This is a genomic window from Roseomonas rosulenta (assembly GCF_016106005.1).
In the GTDB taxonomy this organism is placed as follows: Bacteria; Pseudomonadota; Alphaproteobacteria; order Acetobacterales; family Acetobacteraceae; genus Neoroseomonas; species Neoroseomonas rosulenta.
In genome coordinates this window covers 1-22,543 of record NZ_JACADR010000045.1, presented here as the reverse complement: position 1 = coordinate 22,543, position 22,543 = coordinate 1, and the positions used below count along the sequence as shown (strand labels likewise).

Genomic DNA, 22,543 nt, shown 5'->3' with positions numbered 1-22,543 from the left:
ATCCTGCGCCTCTCCCTGCCCGCGGCGCGGCGAGGCTCGACGCTGGGCGCGGCGAAGGCGCTCGGCATCGGCCAGGCCACGGCGGCGCGCCGCGTCGCGGCGCTGGAGGAGGCGCTGGGCCAGACGCTGTTCGAGCGACGGCAGGACGGCTATCGCCCCACGCCTGCCGCCCAGGCCCTTCTGCCGGCGGCCGAGGCGATGGAGCGCGCCGCCGCGGGCTTCGCGGACGCCGCGGCCGCGCTGAACCGCGGCGCGACCGGCACGCTGCGCGTCACCACCATCGACATGGCCGCGAGCTTCTGGGTGCTGCCCGAACTGCCGGACTTCCACCGCGCGCATCCGAACGTGCAGGTCGAGCTGCTGACAACGGAGGAACGGCTCGACATCACGCGCGGCGAGGCCGAGATCGGCCTCCGCTTCGGCCGCCCACCGGAGGAACCCGGCCTGGTCGTGCGCCGCCTGGGCACGCTGCGCATGGGCCTCTTCTGCAGCGAGGCTTATGCGAAGGCGCATGGCCTTCCCGCGCGCGTGGAGGAGATGGGCCCCAACCATGCGATCGTGCGCGGCAGCGGTTACATCGATAGCCGGCCCTACAATGCCTGGCTCGCCGCGCGCGCGCCGAAGGCGCGGATCGCGCATCGCGCGAGCAGCGGGCTCGGCATTCTGGAGGCGATCCGCGCCGGTGTCGGCATCGGCTGGCTTCCCTGTGGCTTCGGGGAGGAGGGTCTGATCCGCCTGTTTCCGCCGCCGCCTGAGCTCGACGCCGGTGCCTTCCTGGTCACGGGCGAGGCGTTGCGCCGCCTGCCGCATGTCCGCGCCTTCATCGATTTCTTCGTTCCGCGCATCGCGGCGCGGCTGAGACGGGCAGCCTAGATGCTTGGTCCCAGGCTTTGATGGTGCAGTTCTCTCCCCTGCATGGAGGGATGCGCCATGGGCCAGGTTCCGCACGGCTTCACCCGCACGACTGGGGCGGTCCTTCGCGCGATCCGTCATAGCCAAGAAAGCCTGAGGGCCTTGGCCCGTCATCATGGCGTGAACCCACAGACCATCGCCAAGTGGCGGCGCGAGGCGATGTCGCCGATCGGCGCACCGGGCCGGCCGAGCCGCGTGACGACCCTCTCAGCGGAAAAGGAGGCGGTCGTCGTCGCCTTCCGCCGCCACACCCTGCTCCCGCTGGACGACTGTCTCTAGGCCCTGCAGCCCGCCATGCCGCATCCGACGCACTCGGCGCTTCATCGCTGGCTCAAGCGCCACGGCGTCTCGCGCAGCCCGAGACCGATGGCGCCGAGCCCGCCCGCAAGCGCTTCAAGCGCCTGCCCGATCGGCTACTTTCACATCGACATCGCCGAGGTCAGGACCGAGCAGGGCAAGCTCCAGCTCCTTGTCGCCATCGGTTCGCCGGGTCGGGAAAAGTCCAGCGCCACACCGCGCTGGTACGTCCAGAGATCCAGCTCGCGTCATACGAACGCGCTGCCTTGGTCGACGCGGATCGCCTGCGGACAGCCGCGTCGTGCGGCCGAGGCGCGCGGCATCCCGACATAGCCTGGCCGATTGTCGGTCCGTCCTGAAAGGCACGGGAAACGCCGACTTCTGGAGGAGGTTTTCCAGCCGCATGGGTGGAATACACTCCTCGCCAATCGCAAGCATGATCACCTCCAGCGGCTCATTCCTGCGGTTGCCGTTTCCGACCGGGTGGGGGCCGCGTCACCAGCGCGACCCCGATGCCCGAGACGATCACTGCCATCGCCGTGGCGCCGGCCGGCACTTCCCCGAGCAGCGCGAAGCCGCCCGCGCATGCAGCACCGGGGCTGAGACTGCCGAACGCCGCCGCCTGCGACGCGCCGAGCCGCCGTACGGCCGCGGCGAAGGCAACCGGCGCCAGGATACCCGAAGCCAGGCCCTGGAACGCGGCCTGGCAGCCGATGTCATGCCAGGTTGCAGCCGTCACGCCCGGCTCCATGGCCACGATGTAGAACGGCGCGAGGCCAAGGACCGAACCGACACTGACGAACGCGGCCGCTTCCCATGGGCCAAGGCCGCTCCGCCGCAATGCGATCGTGTAGCCTGCCGACAGCCCTGCGGCGAGGATCAGCAGCGCGTAGCCCTGCCACTGCGCCTCGCTGCCGGCACCGAGCGATGGCGCGACGACGGCCAGGACGGCACTGCCGATCATCGCAAGCCCCGCGACGCGGAGCGCGCCGAATGTCTCCCCGAGCAGAGCGGAGGCGAGTGCCACGCACAGCGGAACCGTCCCCGGCAGCAGCGCCCCCGCTTCCGCCGCGTGCGCGATGCTGAGCCCGTTGCCCGCGAGCAGGACGAACGGCGCCCCTCCACCCAGCAGCAGCATTGCCCGCAGCCGGAGCGGCACCTGGCGCAGACGCGGCCAAGCGCGGAGCAACACCGGCAGCAGCAGCAACGCCGGCCCCGCGAAGCGGAGCATGGCGATGTCAGCGGGCGAGAGCGGCGTCTCGCCCGAGACACCAACGCGCGTCACGGCCAGCGCGCCGCCCCAGATCGCGGCGGCGGCAAGCCCGGCGGCAATGCCGGGCAGGGAAGGCGAGGTGAACATGGATGCGGCCTCCGGATGTGGCGGCGACGGGGGACGCTCGCGCGTCAGTCCCGCCACCAGGGCTTGGCGGCCTCCGCCTCGACACCGACCCGGTCGAGGCCGATGTCCTTCAGCAGGCGGGCATCCATCTCCAGCAGCAGGCGGCGGCCCCGCGCCCGTTCGCGCATCCGCATCAGGCCGGCGATCAGGGATCCGATGGTCGTCATGGCACAATCTCCTGTCCTCGATGGCCCGCGGCCTGTGTGCCGCGGTCGGACGTTTGTGCGGGATGGCGCGGCGCGGCGCTTGATGCTGGCCTGGCGGAGGGCTGGAGATTTCCTCTCGATTTCAATGAACCGCGTGACCTGGAGCACAACAGGTGTTGAGTGGCCGCAGGTGGCGGTCGATAGTGCGGCGATCCGTGCTACATGCCGCGCCGCGCGTGCTGGCCCGAACCGCGACGACCGCGCGCGCCCCTTGATCGGGGAGAACCCGAATGCGCATCGACTTCGCAGGGCACGAGATGGACCTGCGCCGGCAGGAACTGCGGCGCGACGGCATCCGCGTGCATGTCGAACCGCAGGTCTTCGACCTGCTGCTCCACCTCGTGCGCAATCGCGACCGCGTCGTGAGCAAGGATGAACTGCTCGACGTCGTCTGGAACGGGCGGATCGTGTCCGAGGCCGCGCTCAGCAGCCGCATCAACGCCGCCCGCAAGGCGATCGGCGACGATGGCGAGCGCCAGGCGCTGATCAAGACCGTGCACAAGCGCGGCTTCCGCTTCGTGGGCGAGGTGCAGGAACAGGTCGCCGAGGACGCCCCCGACACAACCGCCGCGCCAGCGGAGGAAGCGCCGCGCAGCGAGGCTTCGACGCGGCCTTCGGTCGTCGTGCTGCCCTTCGCCAACCATAGTGCCGAGCCGGACACCGACTACTTCAGCTATGGCCTGACGGAGGACGTGATCCGCCTGCTCGCGCGGCATCGCTGGATGGACGTGTTGAGCCGCCATACCGCGGCCGCCTTCCGCGGACGGGAGGTGGATGCGCGCGAGATCGGCGCTACCTTCGGCGTCCGCTACATGGTGCATGGCAGCGTCGCGAAGCATGGCGATCGCGTGCGGCTCGGCGCCGACCTCGTCTCCTGCGAGAGCGGGCGGCAGCTCTGGTCCGAGACCTACGACCTGCCGCTCGCCGATGTGCTCGAGGTCCAGCGCGCGATGTCGGAGCAGATCGCCGCGGCGATCGAACCGGAGCTCGCGCGGCTGGAGCGCGAGGCCGCGGTGCGCCGTCCGCCGGTCAGCCTGGGTGCGTGGGACTGCTACCAGCGCGGCCTGTTCCACCTCTGGGGCTTTACGCAGCCGGGCCTCGCGCAGGCGGAGGCGATGTTCCGCCGCGCCATCGAGCTCGACCCGGGCTTCGCCAGGGCCCATGGCGGCCTTGCCTATGTGCTGTTGCAGGAGACCGTGGTGAGCGACCGTCAAGCACGGGATGCCCGGCTGGAGGAAGCCCTGCAGGCGAGCCGGAACGCCGTCGGGCTCGATGGGCAGGACTGCATGAACCTCTGCGTCCTCGGCCGCGTGCATGCCTTCCGCCACGACTACGAGGAGGCGATCGCGCTGCTCGAGGAATCGGTGGCGCTGAACCCGAGCTTCGCCCAGGCGCATTTCGCCCTCGGCTGCACCAAGGTCTGGAGCGGACGTGCACGCGAAGGGATCGCGCATGTCGAGCGCGCCGCGCAGCTCAGTCCGCGCGATCCGCATCTGTCGAGCTTCCACGCCACCCGGGCGCTCGCGCATATCGACCTCAACGAGCTGCCGGAAGCGGTCGAGAGCGCGCGGCGCGCGACGCGCGTCCCGAACGCCAAGGCCTGGCCGCACATGATGCTGGTCGCGGCGCTCGGGCTGATGGGGCGGGAGGAGGAGGCGCGGCGCGCGCTCGACGGACTGCTCGCGAAGGAACCAGGCTACACGCTCACGCAGGCGGAGGGGGATTTCTTCTTCTGCGCGGACCAGGGCCTGGTCGCGCGCTGCCTGGACGGGCTGCGGCGGGCGGGCCTTGCGGAAGGCCCGCCCGCCGCGCCGCAGGTTCAGCAGGGCGGATAGAGAACGGCCAGTTCATCCAGCCACGTCAGCGGCGCACGCTTCGCATCGCGCTCGGCCAGCGCCTTGCCGGCGATGTGGCGGGACCATTCGGCGCCGGCCCAGCGGGTGGGTCCGATCTTCACGGCGGTGATGGTGGTCATGCTCGGTCTCCTTTCGATCGTGCTCGCGCCCGGATTGGCGGTGCTGGATGAAGTCTCGCGATCCTGGCGCCGCGGCGCTTGCAGAAGGTCTTGCGCCGGCCTGGAGATGTCCTGGAGATCACGCCGGGCCGCGCAGCGGCGCCGTCCAGGTCACGGCGGTTCCGGTCAGGCAGTCCTCGCCCGACGCGTTGCGCACCGTGGTGGCCAGCGTGCAGATCGGCTTGTCGTCGCGCACCGTGACGACCTCGACGCGCGCGGTGATCTCCTCGCCGACGCGCACCGCCTTCACGAAACGCCATTCGACGCCGAGAAAGACGGTGCCGGGGCCGGGCAGGTCCTCGGCCACCACGGCGTTGAGCAGGCCGGAGGTCACGCCGCCCTGTACGATCAGCCCGCCGAAGGGCGAGGCCGCGGCGAGCGCCGCGTCATAGTGGAGCGGGTTGCGATCGCCGGTGATGGCGGTGAAGGCCTCGACATCGGCCATGGCGGTGCGGCGCGTGCGTTCCGCTGCCTGGCCGGGGCGCGGCTTGCCGGAGAGGGTGCGGGCCCAGGGATCGCTCACGACACCGCCTCCGCGGCCAGGGCGGCGACTTCGCGCTTCATCGCCTTGTTCAGGTCGAGGTGCAGCGCCTTCACCTCATCGAGCGTCCACGCGTAGCCGGCAATCTCGTCGGTCACGCGGAACAGCGGCAGGGAGAGGTCGTCGCGCCGCGCGGCGAAGCGGGCGAAGGCGGCGTCACCACCCTCGGCGGCTGCCTCGGCCAGCAGCGCGGCATCGCGCAGCGCATCGGTGATGCCATGCGCGGTAATCGGGTCCTTGAAGTATCCGGCATCGCCGACGAGCGCCCATCCGGGGCCGGCGGCTTGTCGCAGGAAGCCCTTGCGGCCGGCGAAGGCCATGAGGTCGCCATCCGGCCGCGTGTCGCCGAGCTCCGCGGCGAGCGCCGGGAAATCCGTCCGCAGCACCCGACGCAGGGCGTCGAGCCGGTCCCCGCGCAACTCCGCCGCGAAGCGGGCCTGCGGCACCGATACGAAGACGACGTGGCGCCCTGCGTTGGTCGGTATGCAGCCGGCTCCCGCACCGGGCGCGTAGTGCCAGTGGGTGCCGGTGTCGGTCAGGCCGGGGAAATAGCCATAGAGGCAGGTCGCGGCATGGCGCGCATCCTGCTGCACCTGTGCCCGGGCCAGCCGCGCGACGGTCGAGCCGGTCCCGTCCGCGCCGACCACCAGGCCGGCGTTGATTGCGTGCTCCCGCCCTGCCTCGTCCACCGCGATCACGCCGGCGACGCGCCCTGCGTCATCGTGCCGCAGCCCTGTGACCGTGTGGTGGTGTCGGATCTCCACGCCCGCCTCCGCGGCCGCGTCCACCAGCGCACTGTCGAGCAGCGTGCGACGCGGGGCATAGAGCGCCTCCACGCCATCGCCGGGACGGAGATCCACCGCGATCGCCTCCTCCCCGTAGTGGAAGGTGGTGCGGCGGATCGGCGGCGTGCCGGCCTCGACCAGGCGCGGCAGGACGCCCCAGCGGGCGAGCAGCATCACCGCGCCCCGCATCAGCGCGTGGGTGGAGAGGGTGTCGGTGCCGTAGCCACCGCGGTCGAGTGCCAGGACGCGCATCCCCTTGCGCGCCATCAGCATCGCAGCGGCCGCGCCGCCGCAGCGGGCGCCGACGACGACGGCATCGAAGCGATCGGTGTTGTGCATGATGGATCTCCGCTGTCTCAGGCCGCCGCGCGGCCACAGGTGGCGAGATGGGCGAGAACCTCCGCGGCGAGCGCCTCGGCATCGGCGCCGACGCCGTCGAGGAAGTTGGAGTTGCGCCGGCGCAGGAACCGCAGGCCGATGACGAACAGGCCGGGCGCAGGCGTGACGCCGCCGGCATGGTGGATCTCACCTGTCGGATCGAGCACGGGCACGCGCAGCCAGGCGTAGTCACGCCGGAAGCCCGTGGCCCAGACGACGGTGCGGATGCCTTCGGCCGCGAGGTCGATCGCGGATGGCGACCGTTCGAACAGCGTGAGCGGCGCGGGCGGGGCCTCGTCCGGCGCGCCCTCGGCATCGGCCATGGCGCCGATCCGGTCGAGCAGCCGGTCGAGCGTGCGCTGCGCGCCGGCGGTCGTCTCGGCGAGGTCGTCGCGCAGCAGCACGCGGCCCGCCGCGATGCCGGCGACACGGCCCACGATGCGCACGCCGATGGCGCTCAGCGTGCCGAGGTCGATGCTCGCATGATCCGGCCGGCCGACCAGCTGCAGCGAGGGCTGGGCGCGGGCGGCGGCAAGATCGCGCACCTGCTCGGCCGGTTGGGTGAGCACGCCGGCGCGATCCATCCAGTTGAGGATGTCGCGCCCGCGCCAGCGCCGCGGCAGCCGCGTGTGGCGCCCGACGGCGAGCGTGACTGGACGACCGGAGCGGTGGATCTCATCGGCGATCTGCACGCCGGAGGCGGAGGCACCGACGACCAGCACGCCGCCGTCGGGCAGCAGGGACGGGTTGCGGTAGGCCGAGGGTGTGACCTGGTGGATCGCCGATGGCAGCTCGGCCGCCATGGCGGGAATGTGCGGTACGTCGCACTGGCCGGTCGCGATCACCACGGCGCGGGCCGCGACAGCGCCGGCGCTCGTCTCCAGCCGATAGCCGGCGGGTGCACGATGCAGCGCACGAACCGCGACCCCTTCGATCACTGGCGCGGCGGCAGCGTAGCCCTCGAGGTAGCCGACGACTTCCGGCATCGTCATGAAGCCGTCGCGGTCGTCGCCGCGATAGGACCAGCCGGGCAGGCGGCTCATCCAATTGGGGGTGAGCAGGCGGAGGCTGTCCCAGCGCTCGGAGCGCCAGCGCTCGGCGATCCGCCCGCGCTCGAGCACGATATGATCGATGCCGCGCGCCGCCAGGCAATGGCTCATGGCAAGCCCGGCCTGGCCCGCGCCGATGATGACGGCGTCGGTGGTCCGCATGGGATCCTCCGCTGGGAATGGGGCCGGCGGCGCTCGGGCGCGTCGCCGGCCGCCGGAGCGTCAGGCCTCCACGGCGATGGCGACCGGCACGCCATTGGTCATGATGTCGAAGACGGCGGAGCGGGCCTTGGCCTGCGCGACGATGGCCTTCAGCGTCTCGGCAGGCGCGTCGCCCTTCACCTTGAAGGTGACGCGCACGTCGCTGAAGCCGTTGCGGACATCCTCCGACAGGCCGAGGATTCCGCGCAGGTCGACATCGCCTTCGACGAAGGCCTCGACCGAATGCAGCGTCACGCCGCGCACCGCGGCGATGTTGGCGATGCCGGCGGTGAGGCAGCCGGCGAGGCCGTGCAGGATCCATTCGACGGGAGTCGGGCCCTCATCCTCGCCGCACAGCACGGCCGGGTGGTCGCTGTGGGCGACGGTCGCGGCCTTGTGCACGTGCTCACCACCGGCGCCGGCGAAGCCGAGCATCGTGCCTTGCATGTGCGTGCCGGACTTCCACTGCCCCTGCGCGCGGAACTGGAACTTCGCGAGTGCCGGCTGGTCGGCGACGACGCCGATCGTGGCCAGCAGCGCCGGCGTGTTGACGCCGTTCAGCGGCGGCTTCGCGGTCTTCGTCGCGGGGGCGGCGGCCTCGACGGGGACGGTGATGGTGTTCATGGCGGATCTCCTCGTTTCGGCGTCGCGGCTGGGTGACCGCGCGCCGGGTTGCGTTGGGTGGTCGCGCCCCTGCGGGAGAGCCACGGCAGGCGCCGGGGCCGTCCCTGAGACGTGAGCGAACCCTAGGCGCGGCCTGCGATCGGGACTTGGAGATTGCCTTGCGGAATCCTGGAGATGCTGTTGTTTTGGAGCGTGGCCTGTGGAGCCTGTTCGTCTCTTGCCTCCCGTTCCTCGGATTGCGCTGAGCTGGAAAACTCCAGTTCAGGGTTGGGCTGGGCGACGGCGGGATGACGATGAAGACGTCGAAGTTCACGGATGCGCAGATCGTGTTTGTCCTGCACCAGCCGGAGGAGGGGACCGCGATCTGCGAGGTCTGTCGCAAGGCGAGCATCTCGGAGGCGACGTTCTACATCTGGCGCAAGACATACGGTGGGCTGTTGCCCTCGCAGATGTGCCGTCTGGCGCACTCACTGCGCGTTCGGCTCGAACTCACGCGCGAGCTCCTGCGGAGCTGGTCCCGACCGGACCAACTCCATCACCTGCCGCCGCAACCCCGGCGGGTGGGGCACTCTGAACCTGGGCGCCGCGAACACCCCCGTCTCAAGCCTCGGGGTGTCCACGAAACCGGGTCAACTTCACATGACGTGCCGGACTGGAGGTTGTCTCGCGGCCCCAGATCACGGCGTGAGGTCCAGTCCTATCGCTTCTGGAGCCAACGCTTGGCGATTCGGCAGGCGACCGTGAAGGCGGGATTGAAGACGTTGCCGACATCGTAGCGGACGACCTGCCCCATCAGGTGGCTCGCGGCGCGGGCGTCCAGGCCGTAATCCTCGCCCAGCCAGCGCGACATCTCGGTCGTGGCGTGCTGCAGCGCCTGGTCCAGCGGCCTGGCATTGCCGACGGTGAAGATGTCTTCGGCCGTCTCGCCGCGTGGCCAGGCGATCGTCCGCTTCAGGACGCGGAAGGTGACCTCCATCTCGAAGGATGTCTCGACGCCGGTGCCGGTGATCTCCCCGTCGCCCTGGCAGGCGTGCCCATCGCCGAGATAAAAGAGCGCGCCCGGCACGGCGACGGGAAACCAGGCCGTCGTGCCCGGGGCGAACAGGCGATAGTCCATGTTGCCGCCATTCTGCGCGCTGGTCGCGGTGGACAGCGCCTGACCGCCCGCCGGCGCGACCCCGAAGCAGCCGATCATGGGCTGGATCGGCGGCGCGAAATCCTCGAGCCCCGTCACCTTGTCCTGCAGGCGCACCGTCCCGGCTTCGCGGTCGATGTCCCACACGGCGCGCTGCGGCGGCGGCCGGTCGACGATCGCGGCCGGGTCCAGCACGGTCAGGGCGAGCGGCGAGTAGGTCCAGCCGGTGGCCCGGCTCGGTGTCAGCCGATCGATCCGCACGGCAAGCGTGTCTCCGGGCTCGGCGCCCTCGATGAAGAACGGGCCGGTCATCGGGTTCGGGCGTTTGGCGACGGCGACCTCCCGTGCGTCGAGGCCGGACGCGTCGAGCGTGTCGGTCACCACCGTGTCGCCATCCGCGACGCGCAGGACGGGTTCAGCGACGCCGATCGCGTTGAAGTATCGTGTGGGATGGAATCGGTGCGTGGCCATGGGGCTCTCCGGGACATCTCGCTGGCAGGGGCCGACCGGTCGGCGCCAAGGCTGCTCGCGGCACGCTAGGAACGGGCTCGCGCGGCGGTCAAGCTACGGGGCTGATCGAACCGACGCTTGCGCGCGGCGCATGCGCAGCCAACATCGGCGGCGGTCGGCGATGGAGCGCGCCGCACCGCGAGGGGAAGGGCGCGCGGTGGACCGGCAATCACGTCACGCGAACGGGGCGCAGGGGCAGTGAGCCAGCAGACGGAACTCGACAGGGTGAAGGGCCGGATCCGCGCCCTGGCGGCGCGCACGGTGGATCGCGGCTGCTCGGAGGCGGAGGCCCTCGCCGCCGCCCAGAAGATCGGCGAACTTCTTGAGATCTATGGCCTGTCGATGTCGGAGGTGGAACTCCGGCAGGAGGCCTGCATCCAGCGTCAGAGCGTGTTCAGCGGTCCGCGCCTGCAGGCGCTCGGCTCGATCTTCCTGCCGATCATCGAGCTGACCGAGACCAAGGGCTGGATGGTCGGACGGAACACCTTCGTCTTCTACGGGCTCGAGCCGGATGTGCTGATGGCGGAGTACCTGTTGCAGGTCGTGGCGCGCGCGGTCGACCATGAGGAGGCGGCGTTTCGCGCGAGCGACGCCTATCGGCAGGGCCGTGCGACGCCGCAGAACCGGCTCCGCAGCTTCCGCTACGGCTTCGCCGAGCGCGTGTCGAAGCGCATCGCGGACCTCGCCGCGCATCGCCGCGCAGCGGAGGCGGCGGCCAGGACGCCGGCCGCGTCGGGCACCGCCCTGGTCCTGGTGAAGCAGCGTCTCATCGCCGAAGGCTTCCGCGAACTCGGGATCCGGCTGCGGACGAGCTACACGACGCGCACCGTGCGGGACGGGACGGCCTATCGGACCGGGATGGAAGCCGGCGGGCGCGTCAATCTCGAGCGGCCGGTCAATGGCGCGGGCGGTGCGCCATCGCTGCCGCGCCGGCCGCGATGACGAGCGCGCGCGACCGGCGGCTCTACACCTGGGAGAACCGGGTCGTCGCGCCGCTGGACCGCTCGGTGGTGCCGTTCGAACGGATGCAGGCGATCGTCGACCATGTCTGGGCGGAGGAGGGCCTGCGATGGCCGCCGCGCGTGCGGCCGCGCAAGGCATCCCGGGCCACGCTCGCGACCGGAAGCCGCCTGGCGATCGAGGCGCCGGCGAGCCTGCCGAGTTGGGTCCTGCTGCACGAGATCGCGCATGCGCTGACCAGCACCGCGGAGGGCAGGGGCGACGGCCACGGTCCCGACTTCGTGGGCACCTATGTCCGCCTGCTTGTGCGGCATTGCCGCCTGGATCGGGCGATGTTGACTGAGACGCTCGCGGCCGACGGGGTCCAGTGGAACCCGGATGCGAGGCCCGCCTTCCTCGATCGGGGCTGAGGCGGGTGCCGCGCGCGGCGCGGTGGCTCAGAGGATCTTCGGCAGGATGATGCCCGTGTTCCTGGCGGAGGATGTGCGCCTCAATTGTCGACGGTGTTCAGCAGACCGGATCTCGCAGATCCTTCTTCGCGGATTGATACGCCTTCTGCTGCGCAGCCAGGCGACGGCGTTCGACCTCCTGCGCCATTCGGTCTTTCGTCAGCCCCGACGCCGCCAGTTCCCGACTCAGCTTCTGGAAATGCGTCCAGCGGTCGGCATCGAGGCGGCCCGCGTCCAGCGCGCCGCGCACCGCGCAACCGGGTTCGGTATCGTGCCCGCAGTCGCGAAACCGGCAATCCCGGGCCAGCTGCTCTATGTCGTCGAAGACCGTGCTGAGACCCTCATCCGCATCGACCAGGCCCAGTTCGCGGATGCCGGGCGTGTCCAGGAGCAGCCCTCCGCCAGGCAGCAGCACGAGCTGGCGATGGCTGGTCGTGTGACGCCCCCGGGCATCCGCCGCGCGGATGTCCTGGGTCGCCATCCGCTCCTCGCCCAGCAGGGCATTCACCAGGGTCGATTTGCCGACGCCCGATGAGCCGATCAGCACACAGGTCTCGCCCGGCTTGATGTGATCCATAAGGCCGCCCAGGCCGAGGCCCTGGCGCACCGAAACAATGAGCACGGGGCAGCCCGCCGCCAGGGTGGCGATCTCCGCGGCCTCAGCCTCGGGTTGCTCGCACAGGTCGGCCTTGGTCAGGACCACCACGGGCCGCGCACCGCTCTGCCAGGCGGCCGCGAGGAAGCGCTCAAGCCGCCGCGGATTGAGGTCGGCGTTCATCGAGGTGACGACGAAAACGACGTCGATGTTGGCGGCGATAACCTGCAGTGTCTGCACGCTGTCGGCCGCCCGACGCACGAAGGCCGTGCGACGAGGCAGGACGGCATGGATGGTGGCTGTCCCTTCGCCGTCGTTCGCAGACAAAGCCACCCAGTCGCCGGCGGCGGGATGGCCCGCCTCCCGAGCCTCGTGACGCATGCGTCCGGAGAGCTTCGCGCTCAGCGTGCCGACATCCGTCGCGACCAGGTTCGCCAGTCGCTGCTGGACGATGATGCGGCCAGGGATGCAGCCGGCTCGCGCATGCGGCTCGAATGCCAGTCGCAGCGCATCTGACCAGCCAAACTGTTCGATCAAAAGCGGCACTTCCACATGGGGCGGGCAGTCTAGCACCGATCGGGCGGCACGCCGCTGCTTTGGTCGGCCCTGATCAGGCACACGCGGGAGTGTCCGTTCGATCTACCCGCACTCCGAGCAAGTCATCAGTCCGCGCTTTTCGCGCGTCGGTTCGATCGCATAGCCGCAGCGCATGCAGTTCGCGTGGTCGTCGGAGGCGTCGAACGGATCGGCGACGCGTCTCGCTGACTTGCGCTGCCCCGGAAAGCTTGCCTCCACTGCCGCAGCGGCCGGCGCTTCGTCACCAGGCGGCGTGGTCACCTCGGCCGCAACCGCTGTCGGCTCCCACATCGGCATCACATGCGTGACCGGCTCTGCCCTCGCGGGCCCTTCTGCATCAGCCATGGCCGGAAGCTGCGCCGGAGGCCTGGCGGGAAACCCGTTCTCCCACGTCGCGGCGCGATCGGTGAACGTCAGACGCCGGGGCCGAGCCTTGCCCGTCGGTGCGCCATTCGATCGCACGTGCACGACCTCGACGGCCCGGCTTCCCATGGCGCTGCCCCTGCGCGGGATGCTGAGCATCTCCCGTCGATCGGAGGCGGCGGGCTTGTCGTCCTTGAAGCGGGCGAAGACGTGGTCTTTGTCGTCCATGGTCGTCCAGTGTCACGAGGGGAGGCGGCGCGTTCGCGCAGGCGGAACCTTGATGTGCGTTCGACGATTCGCAGAAACGAAAGATTGCTGAGGCAGTCGGATCGCTGAAATCCAGCAGCGGCGGCCGAAAAAGCGTTCCTATTTCAACGAGTTAAGATTGAGGGAAGAATCGGCCTACCCTCAAGCTTCGGAGACTCTCGGCTCTGTGCTGACCGAATTCGGCGGTGGTTGCGCCGTCGAACGAGCGAGGTTCGCGCGCAAACCACGCCCAAACCTGCGCCTCGGCGCGGTGCACTGTGCGGGAAAGACAGGTTGTGGGGAAGGGTATTGGAGCTCAAGTCGGACTTCCAATCTCATTCTCTGTTTGGCCGCCGGCGCGGCTACACGTGGCTTTTCGCCGCGTTCTCGCGGGTTGGCTTGATACTTCGAGGTCGGGACGACCGGCTTTTCCGTCTCCCCAGGGCCATTCTCTCCCCGGAGGCCGCGGCGCTGAAGGCCTTCGTGACGCGCGACACCGAGCGCTACAGGCCTAGCTATGGACGCCTGGAAGTGATCGAGCCCAGGCAGTGCGTGTTCATCGGCACCACCAACCAGGTCGCGTACGCGGTACGCGGCCAGGGCCATTGGACCGGCGATCGCAAGCAGACGACGCTGTGGCAGATCAGCGGGCGGTCGGAGGACGCCGAGACCGCGCACGGTACCCAGAAGCCGGTGGAGTGCATGCGCCGACCGATCGAGAACAACTCCTCGCCCGGCCAGGCGGTCTACGCGCCGTTCTCCGATTCGGGCACCACCATCATCGCTGCCGAGATGACGGGCCGCGCCTGCCACGCCATCGAGTTGTCCCCCGCCTACGTGGACATCGCCGTTGCGCGATGAGAGGCCTTCACGGGCCAGGAGGCGGTGCGGGAAGGCGACGGGGTGCGGTTCAACGGCCTGGCCCATGGCCCGGCTGGCGCCGCGCTTGCCAGCCCCACGGAGGCCCGCCATGCGGCGGTATGACCCCACCCCGGACCAGCGGCGGACGGTGAAGGCCATGGCCGGGTTCGGCGTGCCGCATGTCGATATCGCGACCTTCCTCGAGATCGACGCGAAGACGCTGCGCAACCGCTGGCGTCGCCCGTCGTAGCGGCATGTGTGATGATCGCGCGACCGAGGGAGGGCCATGATGGTGACCAGCCGGCAACCTGTCGCGAGACCGCCTCCCAAGCGTCGCATCTTCATCCTCGGGCTGCTGATCGCGGTCGCGCTCGGATATGGTGCCTGGTCGACGTATCGGGATCATGCGCGCCTGGTGTCGAGCGGCGTATCCGTCGAGGGCCGCATGACGGGACGCTTTCGTGAGATGCAATCCACAGGGCGCGGACGCGTCACCAGCTACTATCCAATCGTAAGCTTCCGCACCGCCGAAGGCCGCGTTGTTGTCACAGCGGCGGTCGATCCGCTTGACCGCGAGGCCATGGTCGCCGGGCAAGCTGTCCGGTTGCGCTACGACCCTGCCGATCCATTCATTGTCCATTTGGCCGACGCTCTGGCGAACGGACCAGGGCTCACGCCCTGGATCCTGGGCGGATCTTCGGCCGTTGTAGCGCTGCTGTCCGCCTGGGGCCTGTTTGCGGGGCGGCCGCTTCGACGGCCCATCTAGCCGAACGGGGGCGCCGTCGAAGCCGTCGCTGAACGCGCGAGCGCCCTGGCGACGGTGGTGTGCGTCCAGGCGCCGGCACCGCGTGGTATGGGGACACCCCGTTCGTTCAGCGTCCGAGCGTGTGCGAACAGCTCACACATGGGAACCCTGCGACCTCACGTCTCGGTCGGATCGCGGTAGGCAAGGAGACGCAGGGCGTTCGCCACGACCATGAGCGTCGATCCTTCGTGGAAGACCACTGCCGCGCCGAGTTGCAGCCCGAACAACGTCGCTGGCACCAGCACCGCCACCATGCCCAGGCTGATCCAAAGGTTCTGGCGGATGATGCGGTTCGTGCTGCGACTCAGCCCTATGATGAAGGGCAGGCGTGTCAGGTCATCGCCCATCAGGGCCACATCCGCGGTTTCCAGCGCCACGTCGGATCCCGCGGCGCCCATGGCGATACCCACCGTCGCATGCGCCATGGCGGGCGCGTCGTTCACGCCGTCGCCCACCATGGCCACCTCCTGCTCCGCCCGGAAGCGCCGGATGGCGGCGACCTTGTCCTCCGGCATCAGGTCACCCCAGGCTTCGTCCAGCCCGACCTGCTGGGACACCGCCTCAGCGACGCGGCTGTTATCGCCCGACATCATGACCATGCGGGCGATGCCGAGCGTGCGCAGGCGCAGGATCACCACCGCGGCGGCTTCGCGCGGCGTGTCCATCAGGCCGACGGCACCGAGATACTGCTCGCCTCGCCGCACGACCATCGTGGTGCGACCACGTTCCTGCAGGCCAGCGATCATGGCCTGGACCTCCGTCGGGACAGGAGGCCCCTCGATTTCCGCGAACAACGCGGCCTTGCCGACGACAACCGCATCCTCGCCGATCCGCGCTGTCAGGCCGCGTCCGGTGATGCTGCGCAGGTCCGTGGCTTCAGGCACCGTGACGCCAGCACCGATCTGCGCCCGCCCATCGCGGACGACGGCGGCGGCGAGCGGATGGTCGCTCAGCGCCTCGACGGCCATTGCGACCATCAGCAGGTCCTGCGCGTGGACGCCGGCTGCCGGCAGCACGTCGGTCACACGCGGCTTGCCCTCGGTGAGCGTGCCGGTCTTGTCGAAGGCGATGGCACCCAGCTTGCCCAGGTTCTCCAGCGGCCCGCCACCCTTCACCAGCACGCCACCGCGCGCGGCACGTGCGATGCCGGACAGCACCGCACTCGGCGTCGAGATGGCGAGCGCACAAGGGCTGGCCGCGACCAGCACCGCCATGGCGCGATAGAAGCTCTCGCCGAAGCTCTCGTCGATCAGGACAAAGGCGAAGAGCAGCACGAAGACCGAGGCCAGCACCACCGGCACGAAGATGCGCTCGAACCTGTCCGTGAATCGCTGGGTAGGCGATTTCTGCGCCTCCGCCTCATTCACCATCCGCACCAGCCGCGCGAGCGAGGTATCCGCGGCGAGGCGAATGACCTGCACCTCCAGTGCGCCGGCGCCATTGATGGTGCCCGCATAGATGCGGTTCTCCGCCAGCAGCCCCTCGGGCCGCAGCGCGGCGCGCGCGGCATCCTCGACCGCGCGCTTGTCCACCGGCACGCTCTCGCCGGTGATCGGCGCCTGGTCGACGCTACTCTCGCCGAGGATCACGAAGCCATCGGCCGGTATGCGGGTGTTCGGCCGTACGATGATCGTGTCCCCGATCTTCAGCTCGGCAACGGGCACCTCGCGAACCGCGCCGCCACGGCGCAATTCGGCGGTCGGCGGGGCGAGGTCGGCCAGGGCTTCGATCGCGCGTCGCGCACGGCCCATGGCGTAGTGTTCGAGTGCGTGGCCGATGCTGAACAAGAAGAGCAGCAGCGCGCCCTCAGCCCATTTGTCCAGCGCGGCAGCGCCTGCCGCGGCCACCAGCATGAGTGTGTCGATCTCGAAGCGGCCGAGGCGGATGGTGTCGATCGCCTCGCGCAGCGTGTAGGTGCCGCCGAAGACATAGGCGCCGACGTAGAGCGCCACCGGCATCCAGGCCGGCGCGGCAGGCAGCCAGGAGGCCACATAGCCCGCGATCAACAGCGCCCCGCTGAGCAGCGCGAAGATCAGTTCTGAGTTCGCGCCGAAGGGACCGCCGTGCTCATACTCATGCTCATGCTCATGCTCATGCTCATGGTCGGCGTCGGGCATCCGCTGCGCTGCGCCGCCTCCTGCCGAGACGCCCATGCCGCCCAGCGCGTTGCGGAGCACAGCCTCGGAGGTGGCCGTCCGATCGAACTCGATCCGCACGGGCCCGGCTGGCGACGCATCCGCCTCCATGACGCCGGGCAGTCGAGACAGCATATCGGTGACGGTGCGGGCGCGGCGTTCGTCCTGCAGACCTTCCACGTTCCACAGGACATGGCCGAAGCGCTGTGTCAGCTCAGCGCCGGCGCTTTCGGCGATTTCCCGCACGCGCGCCAGGCTCGCCACGCCGGGATCGTAGTGGATGCACAGCTGGGCGGGATGCTCGCCCGAGGCAGGGACGACATGGGCCTCCCCAATCCCGTCACGGCAGTTCAGGTCGTTGATCAGGCGCCCGACGCAGGCATCGGCTTCTCCGGGCGCGTCAGGCAGGAGGATACCGAGGTCGAGCCTGAGGCGCTTCGCCTGAGTGATGCTCATCGGCGGGGGGGCGGTGGGTGCCGCGCCGCCGCCCTTGTCACGCCGTGATCCAGCGCGCGACATCCTCGGCCTTCGGCAGGCCGCCGGCGTGGACCACCTTGCCATCCACAACCAGGCCGGGTGTCGAGGCGATACCGTAGCCGGCGATCTCGGCGTAGTCGGTCACCTTCTCAACGGAGACCTCCACGCCCGCCTTCGCGGCCGCATCCTTCACCATCTGCACCGCCGCATCGCAGCGCTTGCAGCCCGGGCCGAGTACCTTCACGTTCTTCATGGTCGTACTCCTTCAGGCGAAAAGCAGGTTGAACAGGAAGCCCACGGCGAGGATGCCGGTCGCGACCACGCCGACGAAGACGGCGATCAGCTTCACCGACAGCACCTTGCGCAGGATGATCATCTCCGGCAGCGACAGCGCGATCACCGACATCATGAAGGCGAGCACCGTGCCGAGCGCGGCACCCTTGCCGAGCAGCGCCTCAACCACCGGGATGATCCCGGCGGCGTTGGAATACATCGGCACGCCAACCAGCACGGCGGCCGGGACCGACCACCAGGCATCCTTGCCCATGATCGAGGCGAGCAATTCCTCCGGCGCGTAGCCGTGGATCAGCGCGCCCACGGCGATGCCGGCGATGATCCAGTACCAGACGCGGCCGACGATCTCCTTCACCGCGTCGAGGCCTGCGCGGATGCGGTCGGGCCAGGTGACGGTCACGTCCGGCAGGTCCGCGGTGCCGGCGTGGATCTTCAGGACCCACGGCTCCAGCCAGCCTTCCAACTGGAGCTTGCCAATCACCCAGCCCGCGGTGATGGCAATGCCCAGGCCGAAGACGAGATAGGTCAGCGCGACCTTCCAACCGAGCAGCGCAAACAGCAGCCCAAGCGCCACCTCGTTCACCATGGGCGCCGCGATCAGGAAGGAGAAGGTCACGCCGAGCGGCACGCCGGCCGACACGAAGCCAATGAACAGAGGCACCGCCGAGCAGGAGCAGAAGGGCGTGACGATGCCGAGCGAAGCCGCCATGGCATTGCCCACCCCCGCACGCCGCCCGGCCAGCAGCGCGCGCGTGCGCTCCGGCAAGAAAAAGGAACGCACCACGCCCATGGCGAAGACCACCAACGTCAGCAGCAGCAGCACCTTCGGTGTGTCGTAGAGGAAGAAGGTGATCAACTGACCGAGATGGCTCGCCGGGTCCACCGGCAGCAGCGACACCGCCCAGTCGGAGAACGGAATCAACTGGCTGTAGAGCGCGGCCCAGGCCGCCAAGCCAGCCAAGGTGCCGGCCAGCCGGGGCAGCGCCGAGGGCGGGCGGAGGGTGGCGGCGCTCATGCGGCGAGGCTTTCCTGACGGAGGGGAAGCTCGAGCGCGGCCTCGAGAAGGCGGCCTACCGCGGCGGGCATAGTGGGGTTCAGCCGATAGCGGACCCATTGCGCATCGCGCCGGTCCACCACCAGCCCTGCCTGGCGCAGTGTCACCATGTGGCGGGACATCCGCGACTGGCTGGCGCCGAGCAGATCCATGAGTTCACAGACGCAGTGTTCGCGTCCGTCGCGCAGCAGGCGCAGGGCGGAGAGGCGGGTGGGCTCGGCCAGGGCGGCCAGGAGGGCGACGGGATCGTGCATGGACGCAATCTTATGCGCTCATGCGCATATGCACGAGGCCTCGTTTATCGCGTAACTGCCATGCGTGGCGCGGGTCAGGCGATCCGCTCAAGGCAGAGCGCGATCCCCTGCCCCCCGCCGATGCACAGCGTGACCAGCCCGCGCGTCTGACCCGCGCGCGCCATGCCATGCAGCAGCCGCGTGGTCAGCACCGCACCGCTGGCACCGATCGGGTGGCCATGGGCGATCGCGCCACCCTCGGGGTTCACCGCTTCCTCACGCAGCCCCGTCTCGCGCATGACCGCGAGGGCAATCGCCGCGAAGGCCTCGTTGATCTCGGCGCGCTCGATGTCCGCTGCGGTCCAGCCGGCCCGTTCCAGGGCACGCTTCACGGCGGGGACCGGGCCAAGACCGAACATCCCGGGCTCCACCGCTCCCAATCCAGCCGACACCAGCCGCGCGATCGGCTTCAGGCCCAGCCGCTCGGCTGCGCCCCGTTCGGCCACCACCATCGCCGCAGCGCCCGTGTTCAGCCCCGGTGCGTTGCCGGCGGTGATGCTGCCGTCCTTGCGGAAGGCGGGCCGCAGCTTCGCCAGGGATTCGGCCGTGGTGTCCGGCCGGTTATGCTCATCCTTCACGAAGGCGACGGGGCCCTTGCGGCTGGGCACCTGCACCGGCGTGATCTCTGCCTCGAACAACCCGGCCGCCTGGGCGGCGGAGAACCGCGTCTGCGACCGCAGCGCCCAGGCATCCTGATCGGCGCGGGATATCTGCAGCTTGGTGACGAGGTCCTCGGTGTGCCAGCCCGAATGCTCACCGGAGAAGGCATCGTTCAGCCCGTCCAGCAGCATGCTGTCCAGCACCTGCCCGTCGCCCATGCGCATGCCCCAGCGCCCGTTCGGCAGCAGGTAGGGCGCGCGGTCCATGTTCTCCATGCCGCCAGCGATCATCACATCGGCCTCGCCGAGGCGGATCTCCTGGGCGGCGGACGCGATGGCCTGCGCGCCGGAGCCGCAGACGCGGTTGACCGTCATGGCGGGTGCGGCGACCGGCACGCCGCCCCCGATCGCGGCCTGGCGGGCCGGATTCATCTTGTTGCCGGCCTGGATGACGTTGCCCATCACCACGCCATCCACCCGGGTCGGGTCGAGCCCCGCGCGCTCCATCGCGGCGCGGATCACAACCGCGCCAAGGTCCACGGCAGGCATGTCCTTCAGCGTGCCGTTGAAGGTGCCGAGGGCTGTGCGCACCGGGGTGCAGAGAACGATCTCACGCTGGGCCATGGTGCTTGTCCTCGTTGGTTGGCGGAGGTCAGCCCGCCGCGGTGGTTAAACGCCCCAACGTGCCGTTCAGCGGCACGGCGCGGGCGATGGTGTTGGAAATCGTGCCGTACTTCCGGACATTCTGGTGCAGCAGTTCGAGCCGCCGTTCGGTCTCATCCGTGTCCACCAGGATCTCGTAGTCGATGCGCGTCATCCGCGGCGGGGCGTCCTGGCGCTCGCCCGTCACGTGGATCGTCACGCCACGCAGAGAGAAGCTGAGCATCGGCGTCACGCGCTCGATGCCCTTCATCATGCAGGCGGCAACAGAGGCGAGCAGGAGCTCGGCCGGGTTGAAGGCATCGGTTCGACCGGCCGGGTCGGTGTCGGCCAGCAGTTCCGCGGCCTTGCAGCTCATGCGCGTCCCATGGCTGTCCAGCCGGGTTGCGGACATCGTGTAGGACTGCATGGCTCACGCTCGCCGCTGCTGCTCATGGATACCGGGTGCCGAGCCGTGCTCCCTTGCGACAGATCAATCAAAGACTGGCTGGTCCGAACGGGGGGGGAGGACGAAGCTTGATGTCCCGCAAGGACATGCGCTGTGACGGCATATAGGCTTTCGTGCTGCGATACCTCCGCGGCGCTCCGTAAGGATCGACATGTCCATTATGCAGGGCCTACGGGCCTATCACGCCGCTCTCGGCCTTCTTGTCATTGCCGCCTTTCTGACAGGCGAACTGGGCACGATCCACGCAGTTCTGGGTTACGCGATCGCAGTCATCATCGCAGGCCGGCTCATTGCTGCCCTCTCCGGTCTTCGGCAACTGGGCTTGTCACGTTTCTACCCGCAGTTCGATGGGCTGACGCTCGGCAACGCCTTCACCCACCCAGCGATCAGCAAGACGCTGCTGTCCGGCATTGCCGCCTGCCTGATCCTGGCCACGGCCAGCGGTATCGCGATGGATCGCGGCAGGACGCTAGGGACGCTAGGTTTGGCAGCCAGCGTCGTGGTGACGGAGGCGCACGCGCGGGACGAGGGCCGTGAACGCCGCGGAGGCGCCGAGCTCCGAATTGGAGATCAGGAGCACGGAATCGCCGGCGAACTGCATGAGGGACTATCGAACGTCCTCATGATCATTGTCGGATTGCACGTCGCCTACCTGTTTCTGTTCAAGCGTCCGTTGGCGCGCTTCATGCTGTTCCTCGCGGCACCAAAGCCCCGTGAAGCTAGCCCGCGTCGTGCGCCCTGAGGGCAAGGGAGGTGCGATGCAGCACCGCCCGATCTCGGCCGGCGCCGCACTCACCGCAAGGGATATCACATGCCGCGCCTGCACCTGCACCCGGAACGCCATCTGGTCTCGCGCATCGGCTGGCTCCGGGCAGCGGTGCTGGGGGCGAATGACGGCATCGTCTCCACCGCCAGTCTGATCGTCGGCGTGGCGGCCGCGGCAGCCACGCAGAGCGACATCCTGATCGCCGGCGTGGCCGGTCTGGTCGCAGGCGCGATGTCGATGGCGGCCGGCGAGTACGTGTCGGTCAGTTCCCAATCCGACACGGAACAGGCCGACCTCGCTCGGGAAACCCAGGAACTGCGGGACAACCCCGCCTTCGAGCATGAGGAACTGGCGGACATCTACGTCCGCCGCGGCGTCGAGCGCGGATTGGCGCTTCAGGTCGCCGAACAGCTGATGGCCACGGACGCGCTAGGCGCCCATGCGCAGGATGAACTCGGGATGTCCGAAATCACCACCGCGCGGCCCATCCAGGCCGCGCTGACCTCAGCTGCGACCTTCGCGGTTGGCGCGGCCATGCCCCTGCTGATGGTTGTCATCGCACCGACCCACCTGCTCGTCTGGATCGTCTCGGGCGCCTCGCTTGCCTTCCTGGCGGTGCTGGGAGCCGTCGGGGCTCAAGCGGGCGGGGCCAATGTGCTGCGCGCCACGGCGCGCGTGACATTCTGGGGCGCGCTGGCCATGGCATTGACCGCCGGCATCGGTGCGCTGTTCGGCACGGTGGTTTAGCCGGCACGGTCACCGCCGGAGTTGGCAATCAGCGCGGCTGTCAACGCCGGTTGAATTCTGACCCGCTTTGCGTGGGGTCGCCGATCGAAACCTGACCCATGTGATGCCCGGGGTGGGGCTCGCCCCACCCCGGGCGGCGCCTCTCAACGGCTTTCCTTCTTCGC

28 protein-coding genes are annotated in these 22,543 nt (G+C 69.6%); 12 read left to right on the top strand and 16 right to left on the bottom strand.

The annotated features are described in order from the left end of the window. The 3 genes from HW578_RS08565 to HW578_RS28570 form a co-directional block, all read left to right on the top strand. Window positions 1–873: LysR family transcriptional regulator (locus HW578_RS08565; RefSeq protein WP_198370132.1), on the top strand; the 873-nt coding region annotated here is incomplete at its 5' end. A 57-nt stretch (window positions 874–930) separates the two neighbouring features. Further along, a complete protein-coding gene (locus tag HW578_RS28575; RefSeq protein WP_198370131.1) occupies window positions 931–1,191 on the top strand; it encodes a transposase in 261 nt (86 codons plus the stop codon). A 15-nt stretch (window positions 1,192–1,206) separates the two neighbouring features. Beyond that, entirely contained in the window at window positions 1,207–1,542 is a 336-nt protein-coding gene (locus HW578_RS28570) for a hypothetical protein (protein ID WP_408906246.1), read from the top strand. Between the two features lie 121 nt (window positions 1,543–1,663). Here the strand turns inward: HW578_RS28570 and HW578_RS08550 are convergent, their stop codons facing one another. After that, window positions 1,664–2,626, bottom strand: a complete 963-nt coding sequence (locus HW578_RS08550) for a DMT family transporter (RefSeq protein WP_198370130.1) — start codon at window positions 2,624–2,626, stop codon at window positions 1,664–1,666. Continuing rightward, complete coding sequence (locus HW578_RS08545) at window positions 2,614–2,775, bottom strand: DUF1127 domain-containing protein (protein ID WP_198370129.1); 162 nt, start codon at window positions 2,773–2,775, stop codon at window positions 2,614–2,616. Before HW578_RS08545 ends, HW578_RS08550 begins: the two co-directional genes overlap by 13 nt. A gap of 269 nt (window positions 2,776–3,044) precedes the next feature. Between HW578_RS08545 and HW578_RS08540 the strand changes: the two genes are divergently transcribed. After that, on the top strand, window positions 3,045–4,649 hold the full coding sequence (locus HW578_RS08540) for a winged helix-turn-helix domain-containing tetratricopeptide repeat protein (RefSeq protein WP_198370128.1): 1,605 nt from the start codon (window positions 3,045–3,047) through the stop codon (window positions 4,647–4,649). Here the strand turns inward: HW578_RS08540 and HW578_RS08535 are convergent. The 5 genes from HW578_RS08535 to HW578_RS08515 all read right to left on the bottom strand — a co-directional run bounded on the left by HW578_RS08535 (window position 4,634) and on the right by HW578_RS08515 (window position 8,406). Further along, window positions 4,634–4,789 (bottom strand): hypothetical protein, encoded by a 156-nt coding sequence (locus tag HW578_RS08535; RefSeq protein WP_198370127.1) that lies wholly within the window; start codon window positions 4,787–4,789, stop codon window positions 4,634–4,636. The two genes, HW578_RS08540 and HW578_RS08535, sit on opposite strands and share 16 nt — an antisense overlap. 118 nt (window positions 4,790–4,907) lie before the next feature. Next, on the bottom strand, window positions 4,908–5,351 hold the full coding sequence (locus HW578_RS08530) for a MaoC family dehydratase (RefSeq protein WP_369407853.1): 444 nt from the start codon (window positions 5,349–5,351) through the stop codon (window positions 4,908–4,910). Beyond that, complete coding sequence (locus HW578_RS08525) at window positions 5,348–6,493, bottom strand: NAD(P)/FAD-dependent oxidoreductase (RefSeq protein WP_198370126.1); 1,146 nt, start codon at window positions 6,491–6,493, stop codon at window positions 5,348–5,350. The genes HW578_RS08530 and HW578_RS08525 overlap by 4 nt, the downstream gene beginning before the upstream one ends. A gap of 17 nt (window positions 6,494–6,510) precedes the next feature. Then, complete coding sequence (locus HW578_RS08520) at window positions 6,511–7,743, bottom strand: NAD(P)-binding domain-containing protein (RefSeq protein WP_198370125.1); 1,233 nt, start codon at window positions 7,741–7,743, stop codon at window positions 6,511–6,513. 60 nt (window positions 7,744–7,803) lie between these two features. Next, entirely contained in the window at window positions 7,804–8,406 is a 603-nt protein-coding gene (locus tag HW578_RS08515; RefSeq protein ID WP_198370124.1) for an OsmC family protein, read from the bottom strand. 287 nt (window positions 8,407–8,693) lie between these two features. Between HW578_RS08515 and HW578_RS28565 the strand changes: the two genes are divergently transcribed. Further along, entirely contained in the window at window positions 8,694–9,182 is a 489-nt protein-coding gene (locus HW578_RS28565) for a transposase (protein ID WP_198370123.1), read from the top strand. Here HW578_RS28565 and HW578_RS08505 read toward each other — a convergent pair. After that, window positions 9,104–10,012 carry an acetamidase/formamidase family protein gene (locus tag HW578_RS08505; RefSeq protein WP_198370122.1) on the bottom strand — a complete coding sequence of 303 codons (909 nt, stop codon included), beginning with the start codon at window positions 10,010–10,012 and terminating at the stop codon, window positions 9,104–9,106. The genes HW578_RS28565 and HW578_RS08505 overlap by 79 nt on opposite strands. A gap of 237 nt (window positions 10,013–10,249) precedes the next feature. Between HW578_RS08505 and HW578_RS08500 the strand changes: the two genes are divergently transcribed. Together HW578_RS08500 and HW578_RS08495 are read left to right on the top strand one after the other, a co-directional pair. Next, window positions 10,250–10,993 (top strand): DUF2786 domain-containing protein, encoded by a 744-nt coding sequence (locus HW578_RS08500; protein ID WP_198370121.1) that lies wholly within the window; start codon window positions 10,250–10,252, stop codon window positions 10,991–10,993. Continuing rightward, window positions 10,990–11,421 carry a SprT family zinc-dependent metalloprotease gene (locus HW578_RS08495; protein WP_198370120.1) on the top strand — a complete coding sequence of 144 codons (432 nt, stop codon included), beginning with the start codon at window positions 10,990–10,992 and terminating at the stop codon, window positions 11,419–11,421. The genes HW578_RS08500 and HW578_RS08495 overlap by 4 nt, the downstream gene beginning before the upstream one ends. Window positions 11,422–11,518: 97 nt before the next feature. Here the strand turns inward: HW578_RS08495 and rsgA are convergent, their stop codons facing one another. Beyond that, the gene (rsgA, locus tag HW578_RS08490; RefSeq protein ID WP_369407852.1) at window positions 11,519–12,607 is read right to left on the bottom strand and encodes a ribosome small subunit-dependent GTPase A; all 1,089 of its coding nucleotides are present in this window, start codon (window positions 12,605–12,607) and stop codon (window positions 11,519–11,521) included. Window positions 12,608–12,694: 87 nt separating this feature from the next. Further along, on the bottom strand, window positions 12,695–13,222 hold the full coding sequence (locus HW578_RS08485; RefSeq protein WP_198370118.1) for a hypothetical protein: 528 nt from the start codon (window positions 13,220–13,222) through the stop codon (window positions 12,695–12,697). A 327-nt stretch (window positions 13,223–13,549) separates the two neighbouring features. Here HW578_RS08485 and HW578_RS27750 point away from each other — a divergent pair, with 327 nt between their 5' ends. From HW578_RS27750 to HW578_RS08465, 3 genes are all read left to right on the top strand, one after another. After that, complete coding sequence (locus tag HW578_RS27750; RefSeq protein WP_232478794.1) at window positions 13,550–14,101, top strand: DNA methyltransferase; 552 nt, start codon at window positions 13,550–13,552, stop codon at window positions 14,099–14,101. Between the two features lie 109 nt (window positions 14,102–14,210). After that, window positions 14,211–14,351 (top strand): hypothetical protein, encoded by a 141-nt coding sequence (locus tag HW578_RS08470; protein ID WP_198370117.1) that lies wholly within the window; start codon window positions 14,211–14,213, stop codon window positions 14,349–14,351. Between the two features lie 36 nt (window positions 14,352–14,387). After that, on the top strand, window positions 14,388–14,867 hold the full coding sequence (locus HW578_RS08465; RefSeq protein ID WP_198370116.1) for a DUF3592 domain-containing protein: 480 nt from the start codon (window positions 14,388–14,390) through the stop codon (window positions 14,865–14,867). A gap of 155 nt (window positions 14,868–15,022) precedes the next feature. Here HW578_RS08465 and HW578_RS08460 read toward each other — a convergent pair whose 3' ends face one another. From HW578_RS08460 to HW578_RS08435, 6 genes are all read right to left on the bottom strand, one after another. After that, window positions 15,023–17,497 carry a heavy metal translocating P-type ATPase gene (locus tag HW578_RS08460; RefSeq protein WP_198370115.1) on the bottom strand — a complete coding sequence of 825 codons (2,475 nt, stop codon included), beginning with the start codon at window positions 17,495–17,497 and terminating at the stop codon, window positions 15,023–15,025. Between the two features lie 37 nt (window positions 17,498–17,534). After that, window positions 17,535–17,771, bottom strand: coding sequence for a thioredoxin family protein (locus HW578_RS08455; RefSeq protein ID WP_198370114.1), 237 nt, complete (start codon window positions 17,769–17,771; stop codon window positions 17,535–17,537). 12 nt (window positions 17,772–17,783) lie between these two features. Continuing rightward, window positions 17,784–18,827, bottom strand: coding sequence for a permease (locus tag HW578_RS08450; RefSeq protein WP_198370113.1), 1,044 nt, complete (start codon window positions 18,825–18,827; stop codon window positions 17,784–17,786). Then, window positions 18,824–19,120: an ArsR/SmtB family transcription factor gene (locus HW578_RS08445; protein WP_198370112.1), complete on the bottom strand. Its 297-nt coding sequence runs from the start codon at window positions 19,118–19,120 to the stop codon at window positions 18,824–18,826. The genes HW578_RS08450 and HW578_RS08445 overlap by 4 nt, the downstream gene beginning before the upstream one ends. Before the next feature lie 74 nt (window positions 19,121–19,194). Next, entirely contained in the window at window positions 19,195–20,382 is a 1,188-nt protein-coding gene (locus tag HW578_RS08440) for an acetyl-CoA C-acetyltransferase (protein WP_198370111.1), read from the bottom strand. Window positions 20,383–20,410: 28 nt separating this feature from the next. Then, on the bottom strand, window positions 20,411–20,776 hold the full coding sequence (locus HW578_RS08435; protein ID WP_232478793.1) for an OsmC family protein: 366 nt from the start codon (window positions 20,774–20,776) through the stop codon (window positions 20,411–20,413). Window positions 20,777–21,017: 241 nt separating this feature from the next. On the opposite strand from HW578_RS08435, the gene HW578_RS08430 reads away from it, so the two are divergent. After that, window positions 21,018–21,608, top strand: coding sequence for a cytochrome b/b6 domain-containing protein (locus tag HW578_RS08430; protein ID WP_198370109.1), 591 nt, complete (start codon window positions 21,018–21,020; stop codon window positions 21,606–21,608). A gap of 69 nt (window positions 21,609–21,677) precedes the next feature. Next, the gene (locus tag HW578_RS08425; RefSeq protein ID WP_198370108.1) at window positions 21,678–22,379 is read left to right on the top strand and encodes a VIT1/CCC1 transporter family protein; all 702 of its coding nucleotides are present in this window, start codon (window positions 21,678–21,680) and stop codon (window positions 22,377–22,379) included. Window positions 22,380–22,543: the final 164 nt, after the last annotated feature.

Bases quoted from the DNA above. Each gene is read 5' to 3' on its own strand.
- HW578_RS28575 (WP_198370131.1), top strand. From the start codon at position 931: ATGGGCCAGGTTCCGCACGGCTTCACCCGCACGACTGGGGCGGTCCTT.
- HW578_RS28570 (WP_408906246.1), top strand. From the start codon at position 1,207: ATGCCGCATCCGACGCACTCGGCGCTTCATCGCTGGCTCAAGCGCCAC.
- HW578_RS08545 (WP_198370129.1), bottom strand. From the start codon at position 2,775: ATGACGACCATCGGATCCCTGATCGCCGGCCTGATGCGGATGCGCGAA.
- HW578_RS08540 (WP_198370128.1), top strand. From the start codon at position 3,045: ATGCGCATCGACTTCGCAGGGCACGAGATGGACCTGCGCCGGCAGGAA.
- HW578_RS08535 (WP_198370127.1), bottom strand. From the start codon at position 4,789: ATGACCACCATCACCGCCGTGAAGATCGGACCCACCCGCTGGGCCGGC.
- HW578_RS08525 (WP_198370126.1), bottom strand. From the start codon at position 6,493: ATGCACAACACCGATCGCTTCGATGCCGTCGTCGTCGGCGCCCGCTGC.
- HW578_RS08520 (WP_198370125.1), bottom strand. From the start codon at position 7,743: ATGCGGACCACCGACGCCGTCATCATCGGCGCGGGCCAGGCCGGGCTT.
- HW578_RS08515 (WP_198370124.1), bottom strand. From the start codon at position 8,406: ATGAACACCATCACCGTCCCCGTCGAGGCCGCCGCCCCCGCGACGAAG.
- HW578_RS28565 (WP_198370123.1), top strand. From the start codon at position 8,694: ATGACGATGAAGACGTCGAAGTTCACGGATGCGCAGATCGTGTTTGTC.
- HW578_RS08505 (WP_198370122.1), bottom strand. From the start codon at position 10,012: ATGGCCACGCACCGATTCCATCCCACACGATACTTCAACGCGATCGGC.
- HW578_RS08495 (WP_198370120.1), top strand. From the start codon at position 10,990: ATGACGAGCGCGCGCGACCGGCGGCTCTACACCTGGGAGAACCGGGTC.
- HW578_RS08485 (WP_198370118.1), bottom strand. From the start codon at position 13,222: ATGGACGACAAAGACCACGTCTTCGCCCGCTTCAAGGACGACAAGCCC.
- HW578_RS08470 (WP_198370117.1), top strand. From the start codon at position 14,211: ATGCGGCGGTATGACCCCACCCCGGACCAGCGGCGGACGGTGAAGGCC.
- HW578_RS08465 (WP_198370116.1), top strand. From the start codon at position 14,388: ATGATGGTGACCAGCCGGCAACCTGTCGCGAGACCGCCTCCCAAGCGT.
- HW578_RS08460 (WP_198370115.1), bottom strand. From the start codon at position 17,497: ATGAGCATCACTCAGGCGAAGCGCCTCAGGCTCGACCTCGGTATCCTC.
- HW578_RS08455 (WP_198370114.1), bottom strand. From the start codon at position 17,771: ATGAAGAACGTGAAGGTACTCGGCCCGGGCTGCAAGCGCTGCGATGCG.
- HW578_RS08450 (WP_198370113.1), bottom strand. From the start codon at position 18,827: ATGAGCGCCGCCACCCTCCGCCCGCCCTCGGCGCTGCCCCGGCTGGCC.
- HW578_RS08445 (WP_198370112.1), bottom strand. From the start codon at position 19,120: ATGCACGATCCCGTCGCCCTCCTGGCCGCCCTGGCCGAGCCCACCCGC.
- HW578_RS08440 (WP_198370111.1), bottom strand. From the start codon at position 20,382: ATGGCCCAGCGTGAGATCGTTCTCTGCACCCCGGTGCGCACAGCCCTC.
- HW578_RS08435 (WP_232478793.1), bottom strand. From the start codon at position 20,776: ATGAGCTGCAAGGCCGCGGAACTGCTGGCCGACACCGACCCGGCCGGT.
- HW578_RS08430 (WP_198370109.1), top strand. From the start codon at position 21,018: ATGTCCATTATGCAGGGCCTACGGGCCTATCACGCCGCTCTCGGCCTT.
- HW578_RS08425 (WP_198370108.1), top strand. From the start codon at position 21,678: ATGCCGCGCCTGCACCTGCACCCGGAACGCCATCTGGTCTCGCGCATC.